The sequence below is a fragment of the Luteimonas huabeiensis HB2 genome (genome assembly GCF_000559025.1).
Classification (GTDB): domain Bacteria; phylum Pseudomonadota; class Gammaproteobacteria; order Xanthomonadales; family Xanthomonadaceae; genus Luteimonas; species Luteimonas huabeiensis.
The window spans coordinates 252,493-270,819 of the sequence record NZ_JAAN01000014.1; the positions used below are offsets into that span (position 1 = coordinate 252,493).

At 70.3% G+C, this 18,327-nt stretch carries 15 protein-coding genes; 5 read left to right on the forward strand and 10 right to left on the reverse strand.

Annotation, left to right across the window (positions count from 1 at the left end):
* Nucleotides 1–65 precede the first annotated feature (65 nt).
* Entirely contained in the window at nucleotides 66–1,781 is a 1,716-nt protein-coding gene (locus Z164_RS0105185) for a phosphoenolpyruvate carboxykinase (GTP) (protein WP_052338367.1), read from the forward strand.
* A 43-nt stretch (nucleotides 1,782–1,824) separates the two neighbouring features.
* On the opposite strand, the gene Z164_RS0105190 is transcribed toward Z164_RS0105185, so the two are convergent.
* The 4 genes from Z164_RS0105190 to hslO all read right to left on the reverse strand — a co-directional run bounded on the left by Z164_RS0105190 (nucleotide 1,825) and on the right by hslO (nucleotide 7,412).
* A complete protein-coding gene (locus tag Z164_RS0105190; RefSeq protein ID WP_043689316.1) occupies nucleotides 1,825–2,154 on the reverse strand; it encodes a hypothetical protein in 330 nt (109 codons plus the stop codon).
* A gap of 237 nt (nucleotides 2,155–2,391) precedes the next feature.
* The gene (locus tag Z164_RS0105195; RefSeq protein ID WP_024889670.1) at nucleotides 2,392–5,277 is read right to left on the reverse strand and encodes a TonB-dependent receptor plug domain-containing protein; all 2,886 of its coding nucleotides are present in this window, start codon (nucleotides 5,275–5,277) and stop codon (nucleotides 2,392–2,394) included.
* A 260-nt stretch (nucleotides 5,278–5,537) separates the two neighbouring features.
* Nucleotides 5,538–6,374 (reverse strand): XOO1806 family protein, encoded by an 837-nt coding sequence (locus tag Z164_RS0105200; protein ID WP_024889671.1) that lies wholly within the window; start codon nucleotides 6,372–6,374, stop codon nucleotides 5,538–5,540.
* A gap of 141 nt (nucleotides 6,375–6,515) precedes the next feature.
* A complete protein-coding gene (hslO, locus tag Z164_RS0105205; protein WP_024889672.1) occupies nucleotides 6,516–7,412 on the reverse strand; it encodes an Hsp33 family molecular chaperone HslO in 897 nt (298 codons plus the stop codon).
* Nucleotides 7,413–7,493: 81 nt separating this feature from the next.
* Between hslO and mtgA the strand changes: the two genes are divergently transcribed.
* From mtgA to Z164_RS0105220, 3 genes are read left to right on the forward strand one after another with little or no spacing between them, the layout of a single operon-like run.
* Nucleotides 7,494–8,240, forward strand: a complete 747-nt coding sequence (mtgA, locus tag Z164_RS0105210; protein ID WP_024889673.1) for a monofunctional biosynthetic peptidoglycan transglycosylase — start codon at nucleotides 7,494–7,496, stop codon at nucleotides 8,238–8,240.
* Between the two features lie 37 nt (nucleotides 8,241–8,277).
* Entirely contained in the window at nucleotides 8,278–9,303 is a 1,026-nt protein-coding gene (locus Z164_RS0105215) for a glycosyltransferase family 2 protein (protein ID WP_024889674.1), read from the forward strand.
* On the forward strand, nucleotides 9,263–9,691 hold the full coding sequence (locus Z164_RS0105220; protein WP_024889675.1) for a CBS domain-containing protein: 429 nt from the start codon (nucleotides 9,263–9,265) through the stop codon (nucleotides 9,689–9,691). The genes Z164_RS0105215 and Z164_RS0105220 overlap by 41 nt, the downstream gene beginning before the upstream one ends.
* A gap of 30 nt (nucleotides 9,692–9,721) precedes the next feature.
* Here Z164_RS0105220 and Z164_RS0105225 read toward each other — a convergent pair whose 3' ends face one another.
* From Z164_RS0105225 to Z164_RS0105240, 4 genes are all read right to left on the reverse strand, one after another.
* Complete coding sequence (locus Z164_RS0105225) at nucleotides 9,722–11,710, reverse strand: AsmA family protein (RefSeq protein ID WP_024889676.1); 1,989 nt, start codon at nucleotides 11,708–11,710, stop codon at nucleotides 9,722–9,724.
* A gap of 94 nt (nucleotides 11,711–11,804) precedes the next feature.
* Nucleotides 11,805–12,194, reverse strand: coding sequence for a hypothetical protein (locus tag Z164_RS0105230; RefSeq protein WP_024889677.1), 390 nt, complete (start codon nucleotides 12,192–12,194; stop codon nucleotides 11,805–11,807).
* Between the two features lie 44 nt (nucleotides 12,195–12,238).
* Nucleotides 12,239–12,895, reverse strand: a complete 657-nt coding sequence (gene trhA, locus Z164_RS0105235; protein WP_024889678.1) for a PAQR family membrane homeostasis protein TrhA — start codon at nucleotides 12,893–12,895, stop codon at nucleotides 12,239–12,241.
* A 77-nt stretch (nucleotides 12,896–12,972) separates the two neighbouring features.
* Nucleotides 12,973–14,589, reverse strand: coding sequence for a peptide chain release factor 3 (locus tag Z164_RS0105240; protein WP_024889679.1), 1,617 nt, complete (start codon nucleotides 14,587–14,589; stop codon nucleotides 12,973–12,975).
* 264 nt (nucleotides 14,590–14,853) lie between these two features.
* Between Z164_RS0105240 and Z164_RS0105245 the strand changes: the two genes are divergently transcribed.
* Nucleotides 14,854–16,305 carry a glycosyltransferase gene (locus Z164_RS0105245; RefSeq protein WP_024889680.1) on the forward strand — a complete coding sequence of 484 codons (1,452 nt, stop codon included), beginning with the start codon at nucleotides 14,854–14,856 and terminating at the stop codon, nucleotides 16,303–16,305.
* Here the strand turns inward: Z164_RS0105245 and Z164_RS0105250 are convergent.
* Nucleotides 16,275–17,180, reverse strand: a complete 906-nt coding sequence (locus tag Z164_RS0105250; RefSeq protein ID WP_024889681.1) for a M23 family metallopeptidase — start codon at nucleotides 17,178–17,180, stop codon at nucleotides 16,275–16,277. The genes Z164_RS0105245 and Z164_RS0105250 overlap by 31 nt on opposite strands.
* Nucleotides 17,170–18,279: an NHL repeat-containing protein gene (locus tag Z164_RS0105255; RefSeq protein ID WP_024889682.1), complete on the reverse strand. Its 1,110-nt coding sequence runs from the start codon at nucleotides 18,277–18,279 to the stop codon at nucleotides 17,170–17,172. The genes Z164_RS0105250 and Z164_RS0105255 overlap by 11 nt, the downstream gene beginning before the upstream one ends.
* Nucleotides 18,280–18,327 lie beyond the last annotated feature (48 nt).

The window sequence follows — 18,327 nt, forward strand, 5'->3', positions numbered from 1 at the left end:
ACGCGGCGAGCGCCGCAGTGGAGCAGTGCATGAACGCGGTCGCGCCCCTGAACGTCCCCACGCAGATGCCGGCGGGCAGCGTTCCGCCCGCGCTCGCGGACTGGGTCGCCGCGGTGGCCCGGCGCACGCGCCCGGACCGCATCCACTGGTGCGACGGCAGCGACGCCGAGTACGACGCCCTGCTCGCGCTGATGGAAGCCGACGGCACCCTGATCAGGCTCAATCCCGAGACGCATCCCGGCTGCTGGCTGCACCGCTCCGATCCGGACGACGTGGCGCGCGTGGAGCACCTGACCTTCGTCTGCACCCGCGAGCGCGACGCCGCCGGCCCCAACAACCATTGGATGGCCCCGGACGAAGCGCACGCGAAGATGGACGCACTGTTCGAGGGCTGCATGCGCGGGCGCACGATGTACGTGGTGCCGTACTGCATGGGCCCGATCGACTCGCCGCTGGCGCGCTGCGGCGTGGAGATCACCGACTCGCCCTATGTGGTGGCCAACATGCGGATCATGACCCGCATGGGCGCCGCCGCGCTGCGGCGGATCGAGCGCGAAGGGCGCTTCGTGCGCGGCTTGCACTCGCTGGGCGAGCTCGACCCCGAGCGGCGCTTCATCATGCACTTCCCCGAGGAACTGTCGATCCAGTCCTACGGCTCCGGTTACGGCGGCAACGCGCTGCTGGGCAAGAAGTGCCACGCGCTGCGCATCGCGTCCTGGCAGGCGCGCGAGGAGGGCTGGCTGGCCGAGCACATGCTCATCGTCGGCATCCAGACTCCGCGCGGCGACACCCACTACGTCGCCGCCGCGTTCCCCAGCGCCTGCGGCAAGACCAACCTGGCCATGCTGATCCCGCCCGAGCGCTACCGCGAGCGCGGCTGGAAGGTGTGGACGGTCGGCGACGACATCTGCTGGATGCGCCCCAGCGAGGACGGCCGCCTGTGGGCGATCAACCCCGAGGCCGGCTTCTTCGGCGTGGCGCCAGGCACCTCGGCGAAGTCGAACCCGAACGCGCTGGCGATGCTCCAGCGCGACACCCTCTTCACCAACGTCGCGCTGACCGACGACGGCCAGCCCTGGTGGGAAGGCCTGGACGATCGCGTACCGGCCTTCGACTGGCAAGGCCGGCCCTACGACCCGGCCAACGGGCCGGCCGCGCACCCCAACTCGCGCTTCACCGTCGCCGCTTCGCGCTGCCCGTCGTACTCGCCGCACGCGGAAGACCCGCAGGGGGTGCCGATCTCGGCGATCGTCTTCGGCGGCCGCCGCGCCTCGCTGGTGCCGCTGGTGTTCGAGGCCCGCGACTGGACGCACGGCGTGCGGATCGGCGCCTCGATGGCCTCGGAGACCACCGCCGCGGCGACCGGCCAGGTCGGCGTGGTCCGGCGCGACCCGATGGCGATGAAGCCCTTCTGCGGCTATCACTTCGGCGACTACTTCGCCCACTGGCTCTCGTTCGACCGGCCCGGCGCGCGACTGCCGAAGGTCTTCCACGTCAACTGGTTCCGCAAGGACGCCGACGGCCGCTTCCTGTGGCCCGGCTTCGGCGAGAACATGCGGGTGCTGGAATGGATCGTCGGGCGGGTGGAGGGGAGTGCGGGGGCGGTGGAATCGCGCTTGGGCCCGATGCCCGGACGCGGCGACATCGATCTCGCCGGGCTGGAGGACTGCGACTTCGACGCGCTGATGCAGGTCGACCCGGAGGCCTGGTCGAAGGAGTCCGAAGAGGCGCGCGGCTTCGTCGAAGGGCTGCGCCCGGGGTTGTGGCGTCAAATGGGCTGAAAAAGCCGCCGGCGTCCGCGGGATCGGCGCCGGCGGCCCGGCGTCAGATCGGCTCCGCGGTGCAGCGTGCGCGCGACGTTGCGGTGGCCACGATCTGGCCGCCGACGATGAAGAGCGCGTTCGCGGTGACCCAGCCGGGGTTGCGCGGACAATAGAACTGGCAAACATAGGAGTTCGTACAGTTGGCCGGGAACAGCGCATCGGTACCGGCGGTGTCGAAGCTCCAGGCGAGCGTGTCGTAGGCCGGGCCCGACGTCACCCAGCAGAAGTTGCTTCCGCTGCAATCCAGAGACGCCTGCTGCGCGTTCGCTGCGCCCGCCCAGGCGGTTCCGCCGAGCAAGGCCATCGCCACGACGAAAGATCTGATCTTCATCATCTCGCTCCTTAAGAATGCTGGTGGGATGCTCCGCCGTCCCCGGATATCGCGTCGTGTGTCGGCTCCATCGGCCATAGCCCGGGAATGCGGGCCTCTCGATGCTAGGCCAGGTTGCTGTGGTGGGATCGGATGGCGATCACGTTTCTGGTGCCGGCGGAATCGCATGCCCAGGTCGATTCCCCCTTAAACGAATGGGGTCCCGAAGGACCCCATCCGTCGCTCTGCGTTTCCGGATCAGAACCGCTGCTGGTACTTCATGTAAGCGAAGCGACCCAGGTCGAAGCCGCTGTAGTACGAGAAGCCGCTGTTGGGCTGGGTAAACAGAATCTGCCCCTCGCGATCGAACACGTTGTTGACGCCCACCGAGATGGTCGCGTTCCACGGCGCCTGCCAGCGAACCTGTACGTCGTTGAAGGTATTGGAGCCCGTGTAGTGTTGCGGCACCCGATTGCCCAGGTAGTTGATGTAGTCCGGAGCATTGCACTGATACGGCGAGGCAAGTCCGCAGTTCTCACGCAGTCCCGAGAAGTAGCGGGCGGTCCAGGTGGCACCGAAGTCGCCATAGTCCCAGCTCAGCGTGGCCACCGAGCGGATGCGGAACGTCGCGGCGATGCCGACCTGCGGTGCGGGCACCGTGGCGGGCAGCGGATCCGACTTGATTTCGAAATTGCTGTAGTACGTGCTGGCCCAGTTGATCCCGAAGCGGCCGAAGGCGGTCTCCTGGAACTGGTAGTTCACGTCCAGATCGTAGCCTTCGATCTCCCAGAAGCCGGCATTGCGGCCGGTGCGGGTCAGGGAGTTCACCACGCCGTCCGCGCCGCGAGTGAAGTAATTGCACTGCGAGGGGATGTCGTTGACGTAGCAGTCGTTGAGGATGCCGGTCGCGGTGAAGGAGGTCAGGACATTGTCGATCCGGGTTTTCCACCAATCCAGGCTAATGCCGAGGCCTTCCGCGTAACTGGGGCTGTAGACCAGCCCCAGCGAGCGGCTGACCGATGTTTCCGGAGTGAGATTCGGGTCCGAACCGGTCAGGAACGGGACACCGCTCTGCCCACCGTAGGCAACCGCGCCGCCCTGGCCCAGCTGGCGGAAGCCGCCGCCGTTGGGGCCGATGGTGGCGTAGTTCGGAATCGCCGCGGCGCAGGCTGCATAGACGTCAGGGTTGCGAGCCGCCAAGCCCGACACCGTGTCGCAAGGATCCGAGTAGAAGTCGAAGCTCTGGCCCGTGCCGCCGTACAGCTGCGCGATGGACGGGGCGCGGAAACCCTGAGCCCAGGTGCCGCGGACCAGCAGATCCTGGAACGGACGCCAGCGGAAGCTGGCCTTGCTGTTGGTGGTGTCGCCGAATGCATCGTAGTCGGAATAGCGGCTGGCGACGTTGAGGGCCAGTTCCTGCGCACCCGGCAGGTCCGCCAGCAGCGGAATGTCCAGCTCCAGGTAGATTTCGTCGGTGGAATAGCTGCCGGAAGTCTCCTGCGCCGCCAGGTTGGTCGAGTTGCCGGTCTGCGCGAAGGCATCGGGCGAGTATCGGCCGTCGACCTTGCGGTGCTCGACACCGGCCGCGAAGCCGAACTCGCCGGCCGGCAGCGTGGCGATCACGCCGCTGACGTTGGCGAAATAGTTGTGCGTGGTGGTTTCGGAAGTGGCGTTCTCCCAGAGGAAGAAGCGGTTCTGGATGTCCGGATTGGCCAGCGAGTAGCGGCCTTCGCTGGCGGTCGGGCTCCACGGGGTGCAGTCGCTCAGGGGGATCGGCGCAGTCGGGGTGCCGCACTGCACGATGCCGTCGGCATTGAGGAACGACGGTCCCACGGCCTGGGCGACGGCCAGCTTGTTGAAGTCGCCACGCGCACGGTTGGTCGCATCGCTGCGCTGGAAGATGTAGCCGGCATCCCAATCGAGGAAGCGATCGCCGAAGTCGAAAGTGCCCTCGAACACGCCGCTGAAGCGATACGTGTCCAGCTTGCGGTTGGTGACACGCGGGACTTCCCAGCCGCGGCGACGGAAGTTGAGCGCATCATCCGTCGGATTGAAGTAGCTGTCCGGGCTCATCGGCGTCTGCACGTCGACGTTACCGCTCTGGTACGGATAGCCTGCGACCTGCACGCTGGTCTCGCGGCGGTTGAAGCTGGCGTCGGCGAGGAAGCGAATGCTGTCGGTCAGGTCGAAGTCTGCGGCGGTGTAGATGGTCGTGCGCTCCATTGCGGTGCGCGCCATCATCTGCTCGGAAGCGTTGCTCGTATCGCCATTGGGGCCGCCTACCTGCGGGCGATAGTCCGCCAGGTTGGACGGGTCGCCGCCGTCGCGCAGGACGAGCCAGGCATCCGCAGCGTTCGCGTTGGGCTGATTGGGGTTGCGGATGTTGCCGATCGCACCGACGACCGTGTAGCTCTGGCCGATCAGTTGCGGAATGCCCGGATAGCGGTCGATCGCCCACCAGCGATCGCGGGCCCAAATGGGGTCTTCCTTGTCGTACTGCGCTCCGAAGACGATCGAGCTGCGCTCGCCGACCGAGCCGATGGTGAAATCGAATGACTGGGTCTGGCCGTCGCCCTCGCCGTACTGGCCGATGTAGGCGTTGGCTTCGGCGCCGTCGAAGTTGCGGCGGGTGACGATGTTGATGACGCCGGCGATCGCGTCGGAGCCGTACAGCGAGGACGCACCGTCCTTCAGCACTTCGATCCGCTCGACCGAGGACGACGGAATCGTCGACAGATCCTGCAGGCCGTCGTTGTTGATGCCCAGGCGCCGGCCGTTCAACAGGACCAGGGTGCGCTGCGAGCCGAGGTTGCGGAGGTTGACGTAGGTGCCGCCGGGACTCTCGCCGGCATTGAGCGGCGAAGTGCGGCTGAGCGCCGGCGAGCCGGTTACCGCCAGGTTCTGCAGGATGTCGCCGACGGACTGGAAGCCCTGGTTCTCGATGTCGGTGCGCGAAATCGACAGGATCGGCTGCGCAGTCTCGACATCGACCTTGCGGATGCGTGAGCCGGTCACTTCGATGCGATCCAGGGTCGTCGTCTGTTGCTCCTGTGCGACGGCGACGCCGGCCCCGGCCGTGGCCGTCGTGCCCGCAACGAGCGCGAAGGCGATCGCGTCGCGGAGCTTGGTGGTCTTCAAAGTCATCTCTCTCTCCAAGTGAGTCTTGGGATATCCCCAAAGGAACCTGCCAGGGGCGTCAAGCGAAACGCCAAATCCGGCAAGGCCGGGCCGATACTAGCCCCGATCCGAGAGAAATTAAAGTGTCGTTAAGAAAAGAGATGAAGCGCGTGAAACCGGCCGGGCCATGGACAGCGGGCACGCCCGAATCGCGCGTAAGGCCGCGACTGCGTTCGACGAGATGGGTGCGCTGGCCCCCGGCTTGGGGGCTGCGCGACGGTGCGGCTTTACAGGTCCTGCTGGTAGCGGACGTAGGGCACGGTGCCCTCGTCCTCGCCGTTCTCGCCACGCGGCGAGAAGGGATTGCGGCCGCGGGTGACGATGTTCTCCGCGCCGACGGTGAGCTGGCCGCTCCAGGGGGTGCGCCAGGTCAGGCCCAGGCCAAGGCCTTCCCAGCGCGGCTGGCCGGGGGTGTCGATGACCTGGCCGATGATGTTGGCGCCGAAGTTGCCGTAGCCGCCGCCCACGCTCAGGGACTTGCTGTCCCAGCGGTCGGTGAGGCTGGACGGCGCCTGCGCGTAGGGGATCAGGCGCGCCTTGGCCACCGTGCCGGCGATCGACACGTAGCCCTGGTCGCTGATGTTGCGCTGGGCGAAGACGGTGAGGTCGTTGGAGTCGATCTCCGCGAGCGCGCTGCGGCCGCCGGGGCCCAGCCAGGCCGGCAGGTTGCCGCGGGTCTCGCCGACGGAGACGCCGACCTGGCCGCTGGCGCGGCTGAGCGCGGCGGTGGCCACGCCGCGTTGGCCGCGGTCGTCGTTGTCCAGATCCAGCGAGGCCAGCGCGCAGTTGTTGGCGAGGGTACCCAGGGCATGGGTCATGCTGCCGCGGTAGTCGCACAGCAGCCCCAGCGAATCCCCGCCTTCGAGTCCGAAGGCGGCATCGAGGCGGTTGCCGCCGAAGCGCCAGCGGGCACCGGCCTGGGCGCCGCCTTCCTCGGTGGGTTCCAGCACCAGCAGCGCCTCGAGCCTGCCGTTGGTGTTGTTCCAGATCGGCAAGACCGCCTGGTCGCCGGTCCGCCCGGGCGCCTGCGCATGGGCGCCCGCGGCCGCGCCGAAGGCGAGCAGGGTGGCGAGAGCGAGCTGTGCGAGGCGCAGCGGCATGATGAATGCGTCGACCCGTAAGCCGGACCGGAAGTTCCCCGTATCGGGAGCCCGATCCTAGCTGGTTTATGTTTCTTTAACAATCCCCGCAGGCCCTCCGAGCGGCTACTGGAGCCGGTCGGGCGCGCTCATTGAAGCTGCCGGAACGGTGAACAAGCCGTCAATCTCGGCCGGGGTGAAACAGTAGCGCTGGCCGCAGAACTCGCAGCGCACTTCGGCCTGCCCGCTCTGCTCGGTGGCGGCCATGGCCTCGTCCCGGCCCAGCGATTCGAGCACTGCGGCGACCCGCTCGCGAGAGCAGGAGCAGCCGAAGCGCAGCGCCCGGCCTTCCAGCAGCTGCGGCTGCTCGCTGGCGAACAGGCGTTGCAGCAGCGCCTGGGCGTTCCAGGCGCGAAGCTCTCCCGCGCGCAGGGTGTCGAACAGGATGCCGGCGCGGTTCCAGCCGTCCTCGTCGCCGGCATCGCCGGGCAGCTTCTGCAGCATGAGCCCGGCGCAGACCCGATCGTCTGCCGTGAGCAGCAGGCGGGTCGGCAACTGCTCGGACCGTGCGAAGTAGCTTTCGAAGGCGGCGGCGAGCGAGCCCCCGGCGATCTCCACCAGGCCCTGGTAGCGCAGCGGTTCGCGCCCCCTGCCGGGATTCTCGATGGTGATGGCGAGCATGGCGTCGGCACCGGCGAGCTCGCGCAGGTCGGCGGGCGGCTCGGCGACGGCATGGTCGAAGCGGGCGAGGCCACGCAGGTCGCCCCCGGCGGTGCATTCGGTCATCAGCGCGTTCAGCGGCCCCTGTCCCCGCAACTGCACCGAGAGGCGGCCGTCGACCTTGACGTTGGCGGTGAACAGCGCGGCCGCCGCCGCGGCCTGGCCCAGGATGGCCGCGATCGCGGGCGGATAGTCGTCGCTGGCGAGGATGGGCGCCCAGGCGTCGCGCAGGTGCACGCGCACGCCGCGTACGCCGGCGTGCGGCAGGAGGAAGCGGTCCAGGCGGTCGGTGTCGGAGGGCATCGGCATGGGAGAGGCGGCGTCCTGTCGGATAATGGGCGTCGCGATGGGCGAGCCCGCTGAGCTGGGGGCGACGGAGGGCGGATGCAAGCACGGGGCCGGGATCGAAGTGAATACCCTGCGCACGGGGGCGGACGCCGCCGGCTCTGGCGCTGGCTGTGGAAGGCGCCGTTGCTGGCGGTGGTGCTGAGCGTGCTGCAGGTGCTGGCGCTGCGCTTCGTCGATCCGCCGTTCTCGGCCTACATGGCCGCGCGCCAGATCGGGGCGTGGACCGGGCGCGACGGCGAGGTGCGCATCGCGTATCAGTGGCGCGACTGGGAACGCATCGCGCCGGGGCTGCCGCTGGCGGTGATCGCCTCCGAGGACCAGAATTTCCTCCGCCACCGTGGCTTCGACCTGGAGGCGATCGAGAAGGCGCGCGCCCACAACGCGCGCGGTGGCCGCATGCGCGGGGCCAGCACGATCAGCCAGCAACTGGCGCGCAACCTGTTCCTGTGGAGCGGTCGCAGTTGGGTGCGCAAGGGGCTGGAGGCGTGGTACACGGTGCTGATCGAACTGTTGTGGCCGAAGCAGCGCATTCTGGAGGTCTACGTCAACGTCGCCGAGTTCGGCGACGGCATCTACGGTGCGCAGGCCGCGGCGCGCGCCTTCTTCGGCAAGGATGCCGATGCGCTGGACTGGGCCGAGAGCGCGCGGCTGGCGGCGGTGCTGCCGAGCCCGCGGCGCTACAGCGCGGCGCGTCCCGGCCCCTACGTGCAACGCCGCACCCAGGCGATCCAGCGGCAGATGCGCCAGATCGGCGGCGAGGCCCACCTGCAGCAGCTGCGCTGAGCGCGCCGGCCCGGGACCGATCCCGTACGATGCGCGCATGACCCGCGAGCAATTGACCATCGTCGTCGCCGCCTACAACGAGGCCGACGTGCTGCCGATCCTGCATGGCCGGATCGTCGCGGTGCTGGACCGGCTGGAGGCCGATGGCATCGCGGCCTCGCTGCTGTACGTGGACGACGGCAGCCGCGACGGCACCTGGGCGGCGATGGGCGAGTTGGCCGCCGGGGACCCGCGAGTGTCGCGGTTGCGGCTGTCGCGCAACTTCGGCAAGGAGGCGGCGCTGACGGCGGGGCTGGACCTGGTGGAGACCGGGGCCGCGGTGATCCTGGACGCCGACGGGCAGGACCCGCCGGAACTGATTCCCGAGTTCGTCGCACGCTGGCGCGAAGGCTACGACGACGTCTACGGCACGCGGCTCGAGCGCGAGGGCGAGACCTGGTTCAAGCGCGCCTCCGCGCACGCTTTCTACCGGATCATGCAGCGGCTGTCGAAGACGCCGATTCCGGTGGATACCGGGGACTTCCGGCTGCTGTCGCCGCGCGCGCTGGCGGCGCTGCGCCAGGTCCGCGAGCGGCACCGCTTCATGAAGGGCCTGTTCGGCTGGATCGGCTACGAGCGGATCGCGGTGCCGTACCAGCGCGATGCACGCCTGGGCGGGCGCAGCAAGTTCAATTTCTGGCGGCTGTGGAACTTCGCCCTGGAGGGCGTGACCAGTTTCTCCACCGCGCCGCTGCGCCTGGCGACATACGTCGGTGGTGGCACGGCGCTCCTGGCGTTCGCCTACGGCCTGTGGATCGTGGTCAAGGCGCTGATTTGGGGCGACCGGGTGGCCGGCTGGCCGACGATGATGAGCGTGATCCTGTTCCTGGGCGGCATGCAGCTGATCGCGCTGGGCGTAATCGGCGAGTACCTGGGGCGTTTGTACGAGGAATCGAAGCAGCGGCCGCTGTACCTCGTCGACGCCTGGCTGCCGGCGCCGGGCGTATCCTCCGGGGCGCCACCCAACTCGGAGGGACGCGGCGATGACCACGATCGGGCGACTGCTGGAATCCAAGGCTCCTGAGGTCTACGGGATCGATCCGGATGCACCGGTGATCGACGCGCTCCGGCTGATGGCCGAGCATCACATCGGCGCGGTGCTGGCGCTGCGCGGCGGGGCGTTGGCCGGGATCGTCTCCGAGCGCGACTATGCGCGCAAGGTGGTGCTGGCCGGGCGCTCGTCGCGCGACACCGCGGTGCGCGAGATCATGACCGAGCAGGTCACCTGCGTCGGGCCGGAGGCCACGGTCGACCAGTGCATGCGCCTGGTCACCGAGGGCCGCTTCCGGCACCTGCCGGTGCTGCAGGGCGGGGCGGTGATCGGGGTCGTCTCGATCGGCGATCTGGTCAAGGCGGTGATCGAGGCGCAGCAGCAGGAACTCGATCACCTGCAGCGCTACATCGCCGGCTGAAGGCGCCGCGCGGGCCGGCGGTCGCGGCCCTCAGCGCGCGTACTCGCCGCCGCAGCCGCTGTCCTCGCCGCCGCCCAGCTCGAGCGTGGCCAACAACGCGGCCGGCGGCGCGATGCTGCCCAGCGCCACCGCCAGCGCGCCGCGCAGGCCCAGGCGCTTCATGTCGGGGCGGAAGCTCGGGTCCGCGAAGGTGCCGCCGATCACGAGCGGCGAGCGCAGGCTCAGCAGGCTGCGATCCTTCGGCCGCGGTCGCAACAGCAGATCCAGGCGCTCTTCGCCGAGATCGATGGTGCCTTCGCCGACGATGATCGTGTCGGTGGTGTCGAAGGCGAGCGCGCGCGTCTGCATGACGCCCTGCTCGACCGCGAAGTCGCCGAACGCGCAGCGCACCGGGATCTTGCGATCCTGGGTGATCAGGAAGCCCAGGGCCTCGGCGATGTCGATGCCGGCCAGTTCCACCAGCAGCGCGCTGACCTGGCCGCGGCCCATGCCGACCGCGATCTCGCCATCTGCGCTGCCGAGCATGGCGGCGATCGAATTGCCGGTGCCGGCCAGGCGCGCGTGGCCGCCGATGCGGCCCACCGCGTCGTTGGCGAGCGCGGAATCAGGGAACAGCCCGCCCAGGTCGAGACCGCGCACGCTGGCGTCGAGCCGGGTGCGGATGGTCTTCTGCCGCGCGTCCATGCGCACGGTAGCGCGGATGTCGCCGCCGGCCACGCCGAAATTGAGCGGGTCCAGGCGCACCAGGCCGTCTTCGAGCAGCAGGTGCGCGTCCATGTCGTCGAGCGGCAGGTCCGCCTCGATGCGCTGCGCGCGCAGGCGCACGTCGGCGTCCATGGCGCGCAGCTTGTCCAGGCGGTAGGCGGTGTCGGGCAGCGCCCGACCGCGGGCGGTCTGCTCCTGCGCCTGCGCGGCCAGTGCGGGATCCAGCGGCTCGCCGGCGTCGGAACGCGGGGTGCCGCCGAGAAAGCCGGCCAGGTCGTCCAGATCCAGCCGGGTCGAGACCAGGTCCGCCTTGAAGAGCGGGCGCTCGCGCGCGGTCTCGATGGTGACGTCGCCGCCGAGGTCGCTGTCGCCGACCTTGCCGGCGAAACCCTGGTAGCGCCAGGTGTCGCCCTCGCGACGCAGGCGGCCATCGAGCGAATAGGGCGGGGTTGCCGGCAGGGCCAGACCCAGCAGCGGGTAGAGTTCCTCCAAGTTGCGCCCGGACAGCGCCATCTGCAGGTCGAAGCTGCGCAGGCGGAACGGATCGATCAGCGCCCCCCGCGCACGGGCGCGGGTGGCGCCCGCCCGGGCGCGCAGGTCGATGCGGTAGGGGTTCTCCTGGTCCTGCAGCGACAGCGGCGACTGCGCGCGGCCCTCCAGTTCGAACGCGGCTCCGCGCCAGTGGCCGTCTCCGGCGAGATCCACCGGCGGCGCGGCGTCCTCCGCTCCCGGTTCGCGGCTCGCCACCGCGAGGTCGATGTCGGTCTTGCTCGCGGGATCGAGAAAGAGCAGGCGGCCGTCGTCCACCCACAGGCTGCGCAACTGCATCGGCTCGCCGCCGGGCTCGTCGTCGCTCAGGAAGTCCCAGTTGCCCTGGCCGTCGGGGCCGGTCTCCAGCCGCAGCTGCGGTCGGGTCAGCCGGATCTCGGGGATGCGCATCTGGCGCCGGAACAACAGCGGAAGCACCTCGATCGAGAGTTCGAGGCGGTCGGTCGCGGCCATGGTGGCCGCGTCCGACCAATCGGCGTTGCCAAACGCCAGCGCGTCGGCACGGAGCGTGGTCACGCGGCCGAGATCGACGTCGAGATCGCCGCCGATGGTCAAGGTGCGCCCGGTCTGGGCCTGCACGATGCGCTCGATCGGGCCCTTGAACCAGTTCCAGTCCCAAAGCGCGATCAAGGCGATCAGCGCCAGCGCCAGGATCCCCAGCGCGGTCCGCCACGGATGCGCGGTCAGCCGGCCCGGAGGACGTCGCGGCGGCGGCGCGTCGGGGCCAGGGGGCGGCGCGGGCGGGACGGCGGTTTCCGGCGGCATCGGGGGGCTCGCGTGCGGGACGCGGCCACCTTCCGCCGGCCGGTATCAAACCCCGGTGAATGCGTTGCGGGCTGTTCAGACGCCCACGGGCGCGTCAGCTGGCGACGGCGTCCGGGTCGGCGGCCTCCGGGGCCTGCTGCTCGCAGCGCAGGGTCTGTCCGCCGTCCTGCGACAGCTCGACATAGTCGCTGCCGACCACGAAGCGCAGGCCGACGTCGGACCAGGTCGGCGGCTCGCTGCGACCGATGCTGCCCAGCCGCGCCACGCGGCCGTCGCTCATCGCGACGCGGGCGAAGGCGCGGCCGCCCACGAGGTCGACCCGGTGGCCGCCGTCGCACAGGTAGGTGGCATCGACGGGGCCCTCGGGCGGCCGCGCGCCGGCCGGCGCGGGCACCTCGGCCGGGGCCTGTGGCGGCGCCTCGCCGCTGCAGGCGGCCAGCAGGAGGGCGGGCAGGATCCAGGTGGAGAGAACGACGGACTTCATGGCGGGCTCCGGTGCGTAGGCGCGCCCGATCGCGGGGCGCGCGGTCAGGGTAACGTCACCACCTGCGCCATCACCGCCACGTAGTGGCAGACGCTGCCGGCGATGCAGAACAGGTGCCAGATCGCATGGGCGTAGGGGATCGACTCGCGGTGGTAGAAGATCGTGCCCAGGGTGTAGAACACGCCGCCGGCCATCAGCCAGCCGAAGGTCCAGCCATCGAGCGCGGCCAGCACCGGCTTGATCGCCACGATCACCAGCCAGCCCATGGCGACGTAGATCAGCGTGGACAGGCGCTTGAAGCGGCCGGTATAGAACAGCTTGAACACCACCCCGGCCAGGGCGAGCGTCCAGATCGCGGCGAACAGACCCCAGCCCAGCGGGCCGCGCAGCGAGATCAGGGTGAACGGCGTATAGGTGCCGGCGATCAGCAGGTAGATCGCGCAGTGGTCGAACACCTTCAGCCGGCCCTTGAGCACCGGGTGCTGGAACGAGTGGTAGAGCGTGGAGGCGAGGTAGAGCAGCAGCAGGGTGACGCCGAAGACGATCGCGGCGCCGAGCTGCCAGGCGTTGCCGTACAGCGCGGCCAGGGTGATCAGTACGGCGCCACCGGCCAGCGCGGCGGCCGCGCCGAGGCCGTGGGTCAGCGCACTGGCCAATTCCTCGCGCTTGGCGCGCAGGCTCAGGGGGGATGCGGCGGTCATGGCGGGCCTGTGGGGGAGGTCCTGGCGCCGATTATGGCGCGGCGTCCGGGCGTTGTCAGACCCCGCGTGGGCGCCGGTCAGTCCGCCGCTCGCGCGGGGGCATGCTCGCGGGTGGCGAGGAAGCGCACCTTGGGCCATCGCTCCTGCGCCAACTGCAGGTTGACCCGGGTCGGCGCCAGGTAGACCAGCTCGCCGGCGGCGTCGACGCCGAGGTTCGGGGCGTTCTTCTCGCGGAATTCCTCGAGCATCTTCGCGTCGTCGCAGCGCACCCAGCGGGTGGTGACCACGCCGACCGGCTCGAAGCCGGCATCGACGCCGTACTCGTCCTTGAGCCGGTAGGCGGCCACGTCGAACTGCAGCATGCCCACCGCGCCCAGGATCAGATCGTTGGACATCAGCGGGCGGAAGAACTGGGTCGCGCCTTCCTCGGCCAGCTGGGCCAGGCCCTTCTGCAGCTGCTTGAGCTTGAGCGGATCGCGCAGGCGGGCGCGGCGGAACAGTTCGGGGGCGAAGTTGGGGATGCCGGTGAAGCTCAGCGCCTCGCCCTCGGTGAAAGTGTCGCCGATCGAGATCGTGCCGTGGTTGTGGATGCCGATCACGTCGCCCGGATACGCCTCGGCGGCGATCTCGCGGTCGCTGGCCATGAAGGTCAGCGCGTTGGCGAGCTTGACCTCCTTGCCGCTGCGCACGTGGAAGGCCTTCATGCCGGCCTCGAAGCGGCCCGAGCACACGCGCATGAAGGCGACGCGGTCGCGGTGCTGCGGGTCCATGTTGGCCTGGATCTTGAACACGAAGCCGGTCAGCTTCGGCTCCGTGGGCGACACTTCGCGGCCGGTGGTCGCGCGCGCCTGCGGCGGCGGCGCGTGGCGGACGAAGAAGTCGAGCAGCGGCTGCACGCCGAAGTTGTTGACCGCGGAGCCGAAGAACACCGGCGTCTGCCGGCCCGCCAGGTAGGCGGCGGGATCGAACGGGAGCGAGGCGCCCTGCACCAGCTCCAGTTCGTCGCGCAGCTCGGCCAGCATCTGCGCGCCGATGCGCGCCTCCAGCCCCGGGTCGTCGATCGAGGCGAAGATGGTGGAGTCCTGGCGGGTGAAGTTGCGGCCCGGCTCGTACAGGTGCACCTCGCCGCTGATCAGGTGCACCACGCCCTTGAGGCGCTGGCCCATGCCGATCGGCCAGGTCACCGGCGCGCACTGGATGCCGAGCACGCGCTCGACCTCGTCCAGCAGCTCGATCGGCTCCTTGCCCTCGCGGTCGAGCTTGTTGACGAAGGTCATGATCGGGGTGTCGCGCAGCCGGCAGACCTCCATCAGCTTGATCGTGCGCTCCTCCACGCCCTTGGCGACGTCGATCACCATCAGCGCGGAATCGACCGCGGTCAGCACCCGGTAGGTGTCCTCGCCGAAGTCGGCGTGTCCCGGGGTGTCGAGCAGGTTGACGATGCGGCCCTCGTAGGGGAACTGCATCACCGAGCTGGTCACCGAGATGCCGCGCTCCTTCTCCAGCGCCATCCAGTCGGACGTCGCGTGGCGGGCGGCCTTGCGGCCCTTGACCGAGCCGGCCATCTGGATCGCGCCGCCGAACAGCAGCAGCTTCTCGGTCAGCGTGGTCTTGCCGGCGTCGGGGTGCGAGATGATCGCGAAGGTGCGGCGGCGCGCGGCCTCTGCCGCGACGGTGCGCTGGAGTTCGGACATGGCGGGGCCGGCGGGAGGCGTGAGACGTAGCCGCGCATTATAGGGCGACGCGCCGCCGCGCCGGCCCCGGCGCTTCAGTCCGCCGGCGAGGGGGGCGAGGCGTAGAAACGCAGCACGCCCCGTGGGCCGAACATACGGAAAGGCACCGTCTCCAGGCGCATGCCGCGATCGGCCTGGGGTTGGAGCGCAGTCCGCGAGGTATGCGCCGCCGTCCGCTCTTATAATCCGGGCCCCGCGCATCGGCGCGCGCACCGGAGTCGGGCGATGACGCAGGCGGACCGCTTGGCGTGCCTTCATCTCTCCAGGACAGGGGGGCCGCCCTTCAACGGTTCCGTCGGCTACGTGAACGACGGCATCGCGCCGTTGATGCGGGCGCGCGGCTGGTCGGTACGTCCCTTCGCGCTCCCGCGCCCCCGGCAGCGGCTGGCGCAGGAGTCGTTGGTGCCGCTGGGGATGGCGCGCGCGTTCGTGGATCCGGGCGATGGCGCGACGCCCCTGCTGGCGATCCACGACGATGCCGGGATGGCGATCCGCACGCCTTCGCGGGCCTGGGCGCGGCATCACCTCGTGCTTTACCACGGGCTTGCCTACAGTCCCGGGGCATGGCTGGGCAACGAGGCGATCGACGTGCATTGCGCGAACTCGCCGTATCTCGCCCGGACGCTGCGATCCCTGTTCGCGACGCCGGATTGGCGTCGCCGCCGCCTGCTCGACCCTCGGGCCCTTGCGCGGGTCGTCGATGTCCCGATGCCGGTGCCCTGCGTATCGAACCCTTCCGGCAATCCCGGCTTCTCCATGGGGGCGAGTCTGCCTGCGGAGGTCCACCGGGCCCTCGATGCCGGCGTGCTGCTCGGTCACGCGATGCAACCTGGCAAGCAGGATCTGCTTGCGACGGTGGGCGTCATGTACGGGCTCAACGACCTGGCGCGGCGCGCGAACGGTCGCCGCGCCATGCTCGCAATTTCGGAGCAATCGTTGCCTCCGCAGCGGCGCGCGGCCGTCGACGGCCTGCTCGCAGGCACGGGGATGACCTGCGCCGATCTTTTCCTGCCGCTCCCCCATCTTCACCAGAAAGCGGTCTTCGAGCTGTTTCGCGCGGCGCGCTTCGGCCTCGCGTACAACCATTTTCCGGAGCCGTTCGGATTTTATGTGCTGGAGTCGGTCCATGCGGGCTGCCCGGTCTATACCAATGGGGTCGGAAACAACCGTTTCCTGCTGCCGCCCGGGCACGGGATCGCGGTGCTCGAGACGGAGCGGATGGTGCCCGACGCCGGAGGGCAGGTCTCGCCTGCCGCCTTCCTGCCGGTGGCGAACGCCATCATGGAGGGCGTGCGCGATCCGGAGGCGATCGCCGCCGCGTGCGGGCGCGGGCGCCGGTACATCGACGCCAGATGGTCGCCTGCCGAGTTCGAGAGGGGATTCATCGGGGCGGTCGAGCGCGCGCTCGAGCCGCCGCCGCCGCCGGTCGATTTCGATTCGCTGCAAGTGCGGCTCGGCCCGCTGGTGCGAGGTTTCGATGCCGCTTCGGGCGTGGTGCGGTGCGACTATGCCAACCGGGTGCTGAGCCGGGAGGCGATCGGGCTCGTGCAGTCGCTCGTGGGCCAAGTCGCTGCGGCGCTCGACGGGGCCGAGATGCACCGGATCGAATCCGAGCACCGGTTGTTCGAGGAAGGCATTCTCGCGCTTCAGTCCGCCGGTGAGGGGGGCGAGGCGTAGAAACGCAGCACGCCCCGTGGGCCGAACATGCGGAAAGGCACCGTCTCCAGGCGCATGCCGCGATTGGCCTGCACCGCGAAGTGCAGGTGCGGGCCGCTGCTGAAGCCGGTGTCGCCGGAGCGGGCGATGCGCTCGCCGCGGCGCACGCGCTGGCCGGGGCGGACCCGCACGCCGCCGGCGTCAAGGTGGGCGTAGAGCGCCATGCTGCCGTCGTCGTGGAGGATGCGCACGAAGTTGGCGCGCGCGAGATCCTCGCTGCCGGTGCCGGCCTCGGTGTAGCCGGATTCGATCTGCATGACCGTACCGTCGCGCGCGGCGAGCACGGGCGTGCCGACCGGCGCTGCGAAGTCGACCGCATGCAGGTTCTGCGCGTCGGCGTGGCTGTAGCGGCCGCCCCAGCCCTGCGCGACGCGCAGGTCGGCGGTGTCCAGCGGGTAGCCGTACTCGACCTCGCGCGGTCGCGCGCCGGGCGGGCCGGGGACAGCCGACAGCGCCAGCCGTGCCGGCGGCCCGTGACCGGCGATGCGGGTCAGCAGCACTTCGGTGCGGGCGGGTACCGTGGCCCGCGCGGGCAGCGCGGGAACGGCCTGCGGCGCGGTACCGTCCTCGGCGCGCAGCATGACCTGCACCGGACCGTCGAGCGGGTTCTGGGCCCAGGCCAGGGTTTCGCCCTCGCCCTGTTCGATGCGCAGGCGCGCGATCGGCGCGGGGGCGCCGCCGGGCCAGCGCCTGGCCGCCGCCGCCGGAGGACGCTCGCCGTCGTGGACGCCGCCGTCGGCACCGGTCCGGCGCCAGGCTTCGCCCGCCTGGGCGCCGACGCAGCCGAGCAGCAGGAGGGCGGCGAGCGCGCGGCCGGCCGGTCCGTCAGCGCGCACAGGCCGGGTCGAGGCCGAGCGCGCGGATCACCTCCAGCAGGTCGAAGGCGGCCAGCGCGCTGTCGTCGTGCACCGCATAGAGCGCGCCGGCGGGGAAGCGCGGCGTGGCAGCCGCGTGCAGGGCGATGCCGTCGGTGTTGGCGGTCACGCGACCGCGGAAGCTGCCGCGCGGCGCCAGGCTGACGCGATCGAACAGGCGGAACACCGTGTGCGGCAGGAGCTGGTCGGCGGCGACCCAGTAGCCGCGGTCGAAGCCGCAGTCCCAGAGCGCCACGCCCTCGGCCTCGCCGACGAAGGTGCCGTCGGGCAGGCTGCGGCCGGTATAGCGGCCTTCGAGGTCGTATTCGTGCAGGGTGGAGGAGTCGCCGTCGCGACGGTGCTCGTCCGCGATCAGCAACCGGCCATGGGCGGAATCGCCGGCGATCGATTCCACCACCCGCAACCGGCCGCGGCCTTCGGTGGCGCCGAAGGCGCCCAGGAATTGCGCGCGCAGTTCCTCCCCGGATGCGTCGACCCGGTAGCGGCGCACGCGCTCGCCGAGTTCGTGGTCGCTCGGCAACTGCGTGTGGTCGGCGCCGTACATGAAGCTGTCGGTGACGTAGACGTCGAGTTCCTCCGGCGCGGCCTCGTGCAGCCACAGGCCGTAGGGGCTGCGCAGTTCGTCCTCGCCAAAGCTGCCGGCCGGGACGAAGTCGGGCAGGCGCAGCGCCTGCACCCGCGGTGCGTCGCGCTCGGCCACGAAGACCAGCTCGCCGAAGACGGCGATGCCGTTGGGGCGCTCGAAACGGCCCGGGGTGCGTCCGCGCTCGCCGACCTCGCGCAGGCGCTCGCCGCTCTCGCCGTCGAACACCACCAGCCGGTGGGCGGACTTCGCGGTGGCCACGACCCGGGTAATGCCGTCCTCGCCGACCCAGGTCGCCAGCGAATCCAGTTCGTCCTCGCGCTCGGGCCGGGTGACGAAGGTTTCTTCCACCAACACCGCTCCGGCGGCCGCGTACGGCGCCTGCACCGGCAGCGTCCGCCGCGCCTGTTCCGGGCCGGTGCAGGCGGCCAGCAGGGCGAGGCCGAGAATGCACGGGAGCAGGCGTAAGGCGGTCATGCGCGGATTATGCGCGAAAGCGCGACCGGCGCCGCGCGGCAGCGGCGG

Bases quoted from the DNA above. Each gene is read 5' to 3' on its own strand.
- Z164_RS0105240 (WP_024889679.1), bottom strand. From the start codon at position 14,589: ATGTCCGAACTCCAGCGCACCGTCGCGGCAGAGGCCGCGCGCCGCCGC.
- Z164_RS0105225 (WP_024889676.1), bottom strand. From the start codon at position 11,710: ATGCCGCCGGAAACCGCCGTCCCGCCCGCGCCGCCCCCTGGCCCCGAC.
- Z164_RS0105185 (WP_052338367.1), top strand. From the start codon at position 66: ATGCCGGCGGGCAGCGTTCCGCCCGCGCTCGCGGACTGGGTCGCCGCG.
- Z164_RS0105245 (WP_024889680.1), top strand. From the start codon at position 14,854: ATGACGCAGGCGGACCGCTTGGCGTGCCTTCATCTCTCCAGGACAGGG.
- Z164_RS0105190 (WP_043689316.1), bottom strand. From the start codon at position 2,154: ATGAAGATCAGATCTTTCGTCGTGGCGATGGCCTTGCTCGGCGGAACC.
- Z164_RS0105220 (WP_024889675.1), top strand. From the start codon at position 9,263: ATGACCACGATCGGGCGACTGCTGGAATCCAAGGCTCCTGAGGTCTAC.
- mtgA (WP_024889673.1), top strand. From the start codon at position 7,494: ATGCAAGCACGGGGCCGGGATCGAAGTGAATACCCTGCGCACGGGGGC.
- trhA (WP_024889678.1), bottom strand. From the start codon at position 12,895: ATGACCGCCGCATCCCCCCTGAGCCTGCGCGCCAAGCGCGAGGAATTG.
- hslO (WP_024889672.1), bottom strand. From the start codon at position 7,412: ATGCCCTCCGACACCGACCGCCTGGACCGCTTCCTCCTGCCGCACGCC.
- Z164_RS0105195 (WP_024889670.1), bottom strand. From the start codon at position 5,277: ATGACTTTGAAGACCACCAAGCTCCGCGACGCGATCGCCTTCGCGCTC.
- Z164_RS0105230 (WP_024889677.1), bottom strand. From the start codon at position 12,194: ATGAAGTCCGTCGTTCTCTCCACCTGGATCCTGCCCGCCCTCCTGCTG.
- Z164_RS0105255 (WP_024889682.1), bottom strand. From the start codon at position 18,279: ATGACCGCCTTACGCCTGCTCCCGTGCATTCTCGGCCTCGCCCTGCTG.
- Z164_RS0105215 (WP_024889674.1), top strand. From the start codon at position 8,278: ATGACCCGCGAGCAATTGACCATCGTCGTCGCCGCCTACAACGAGGCC.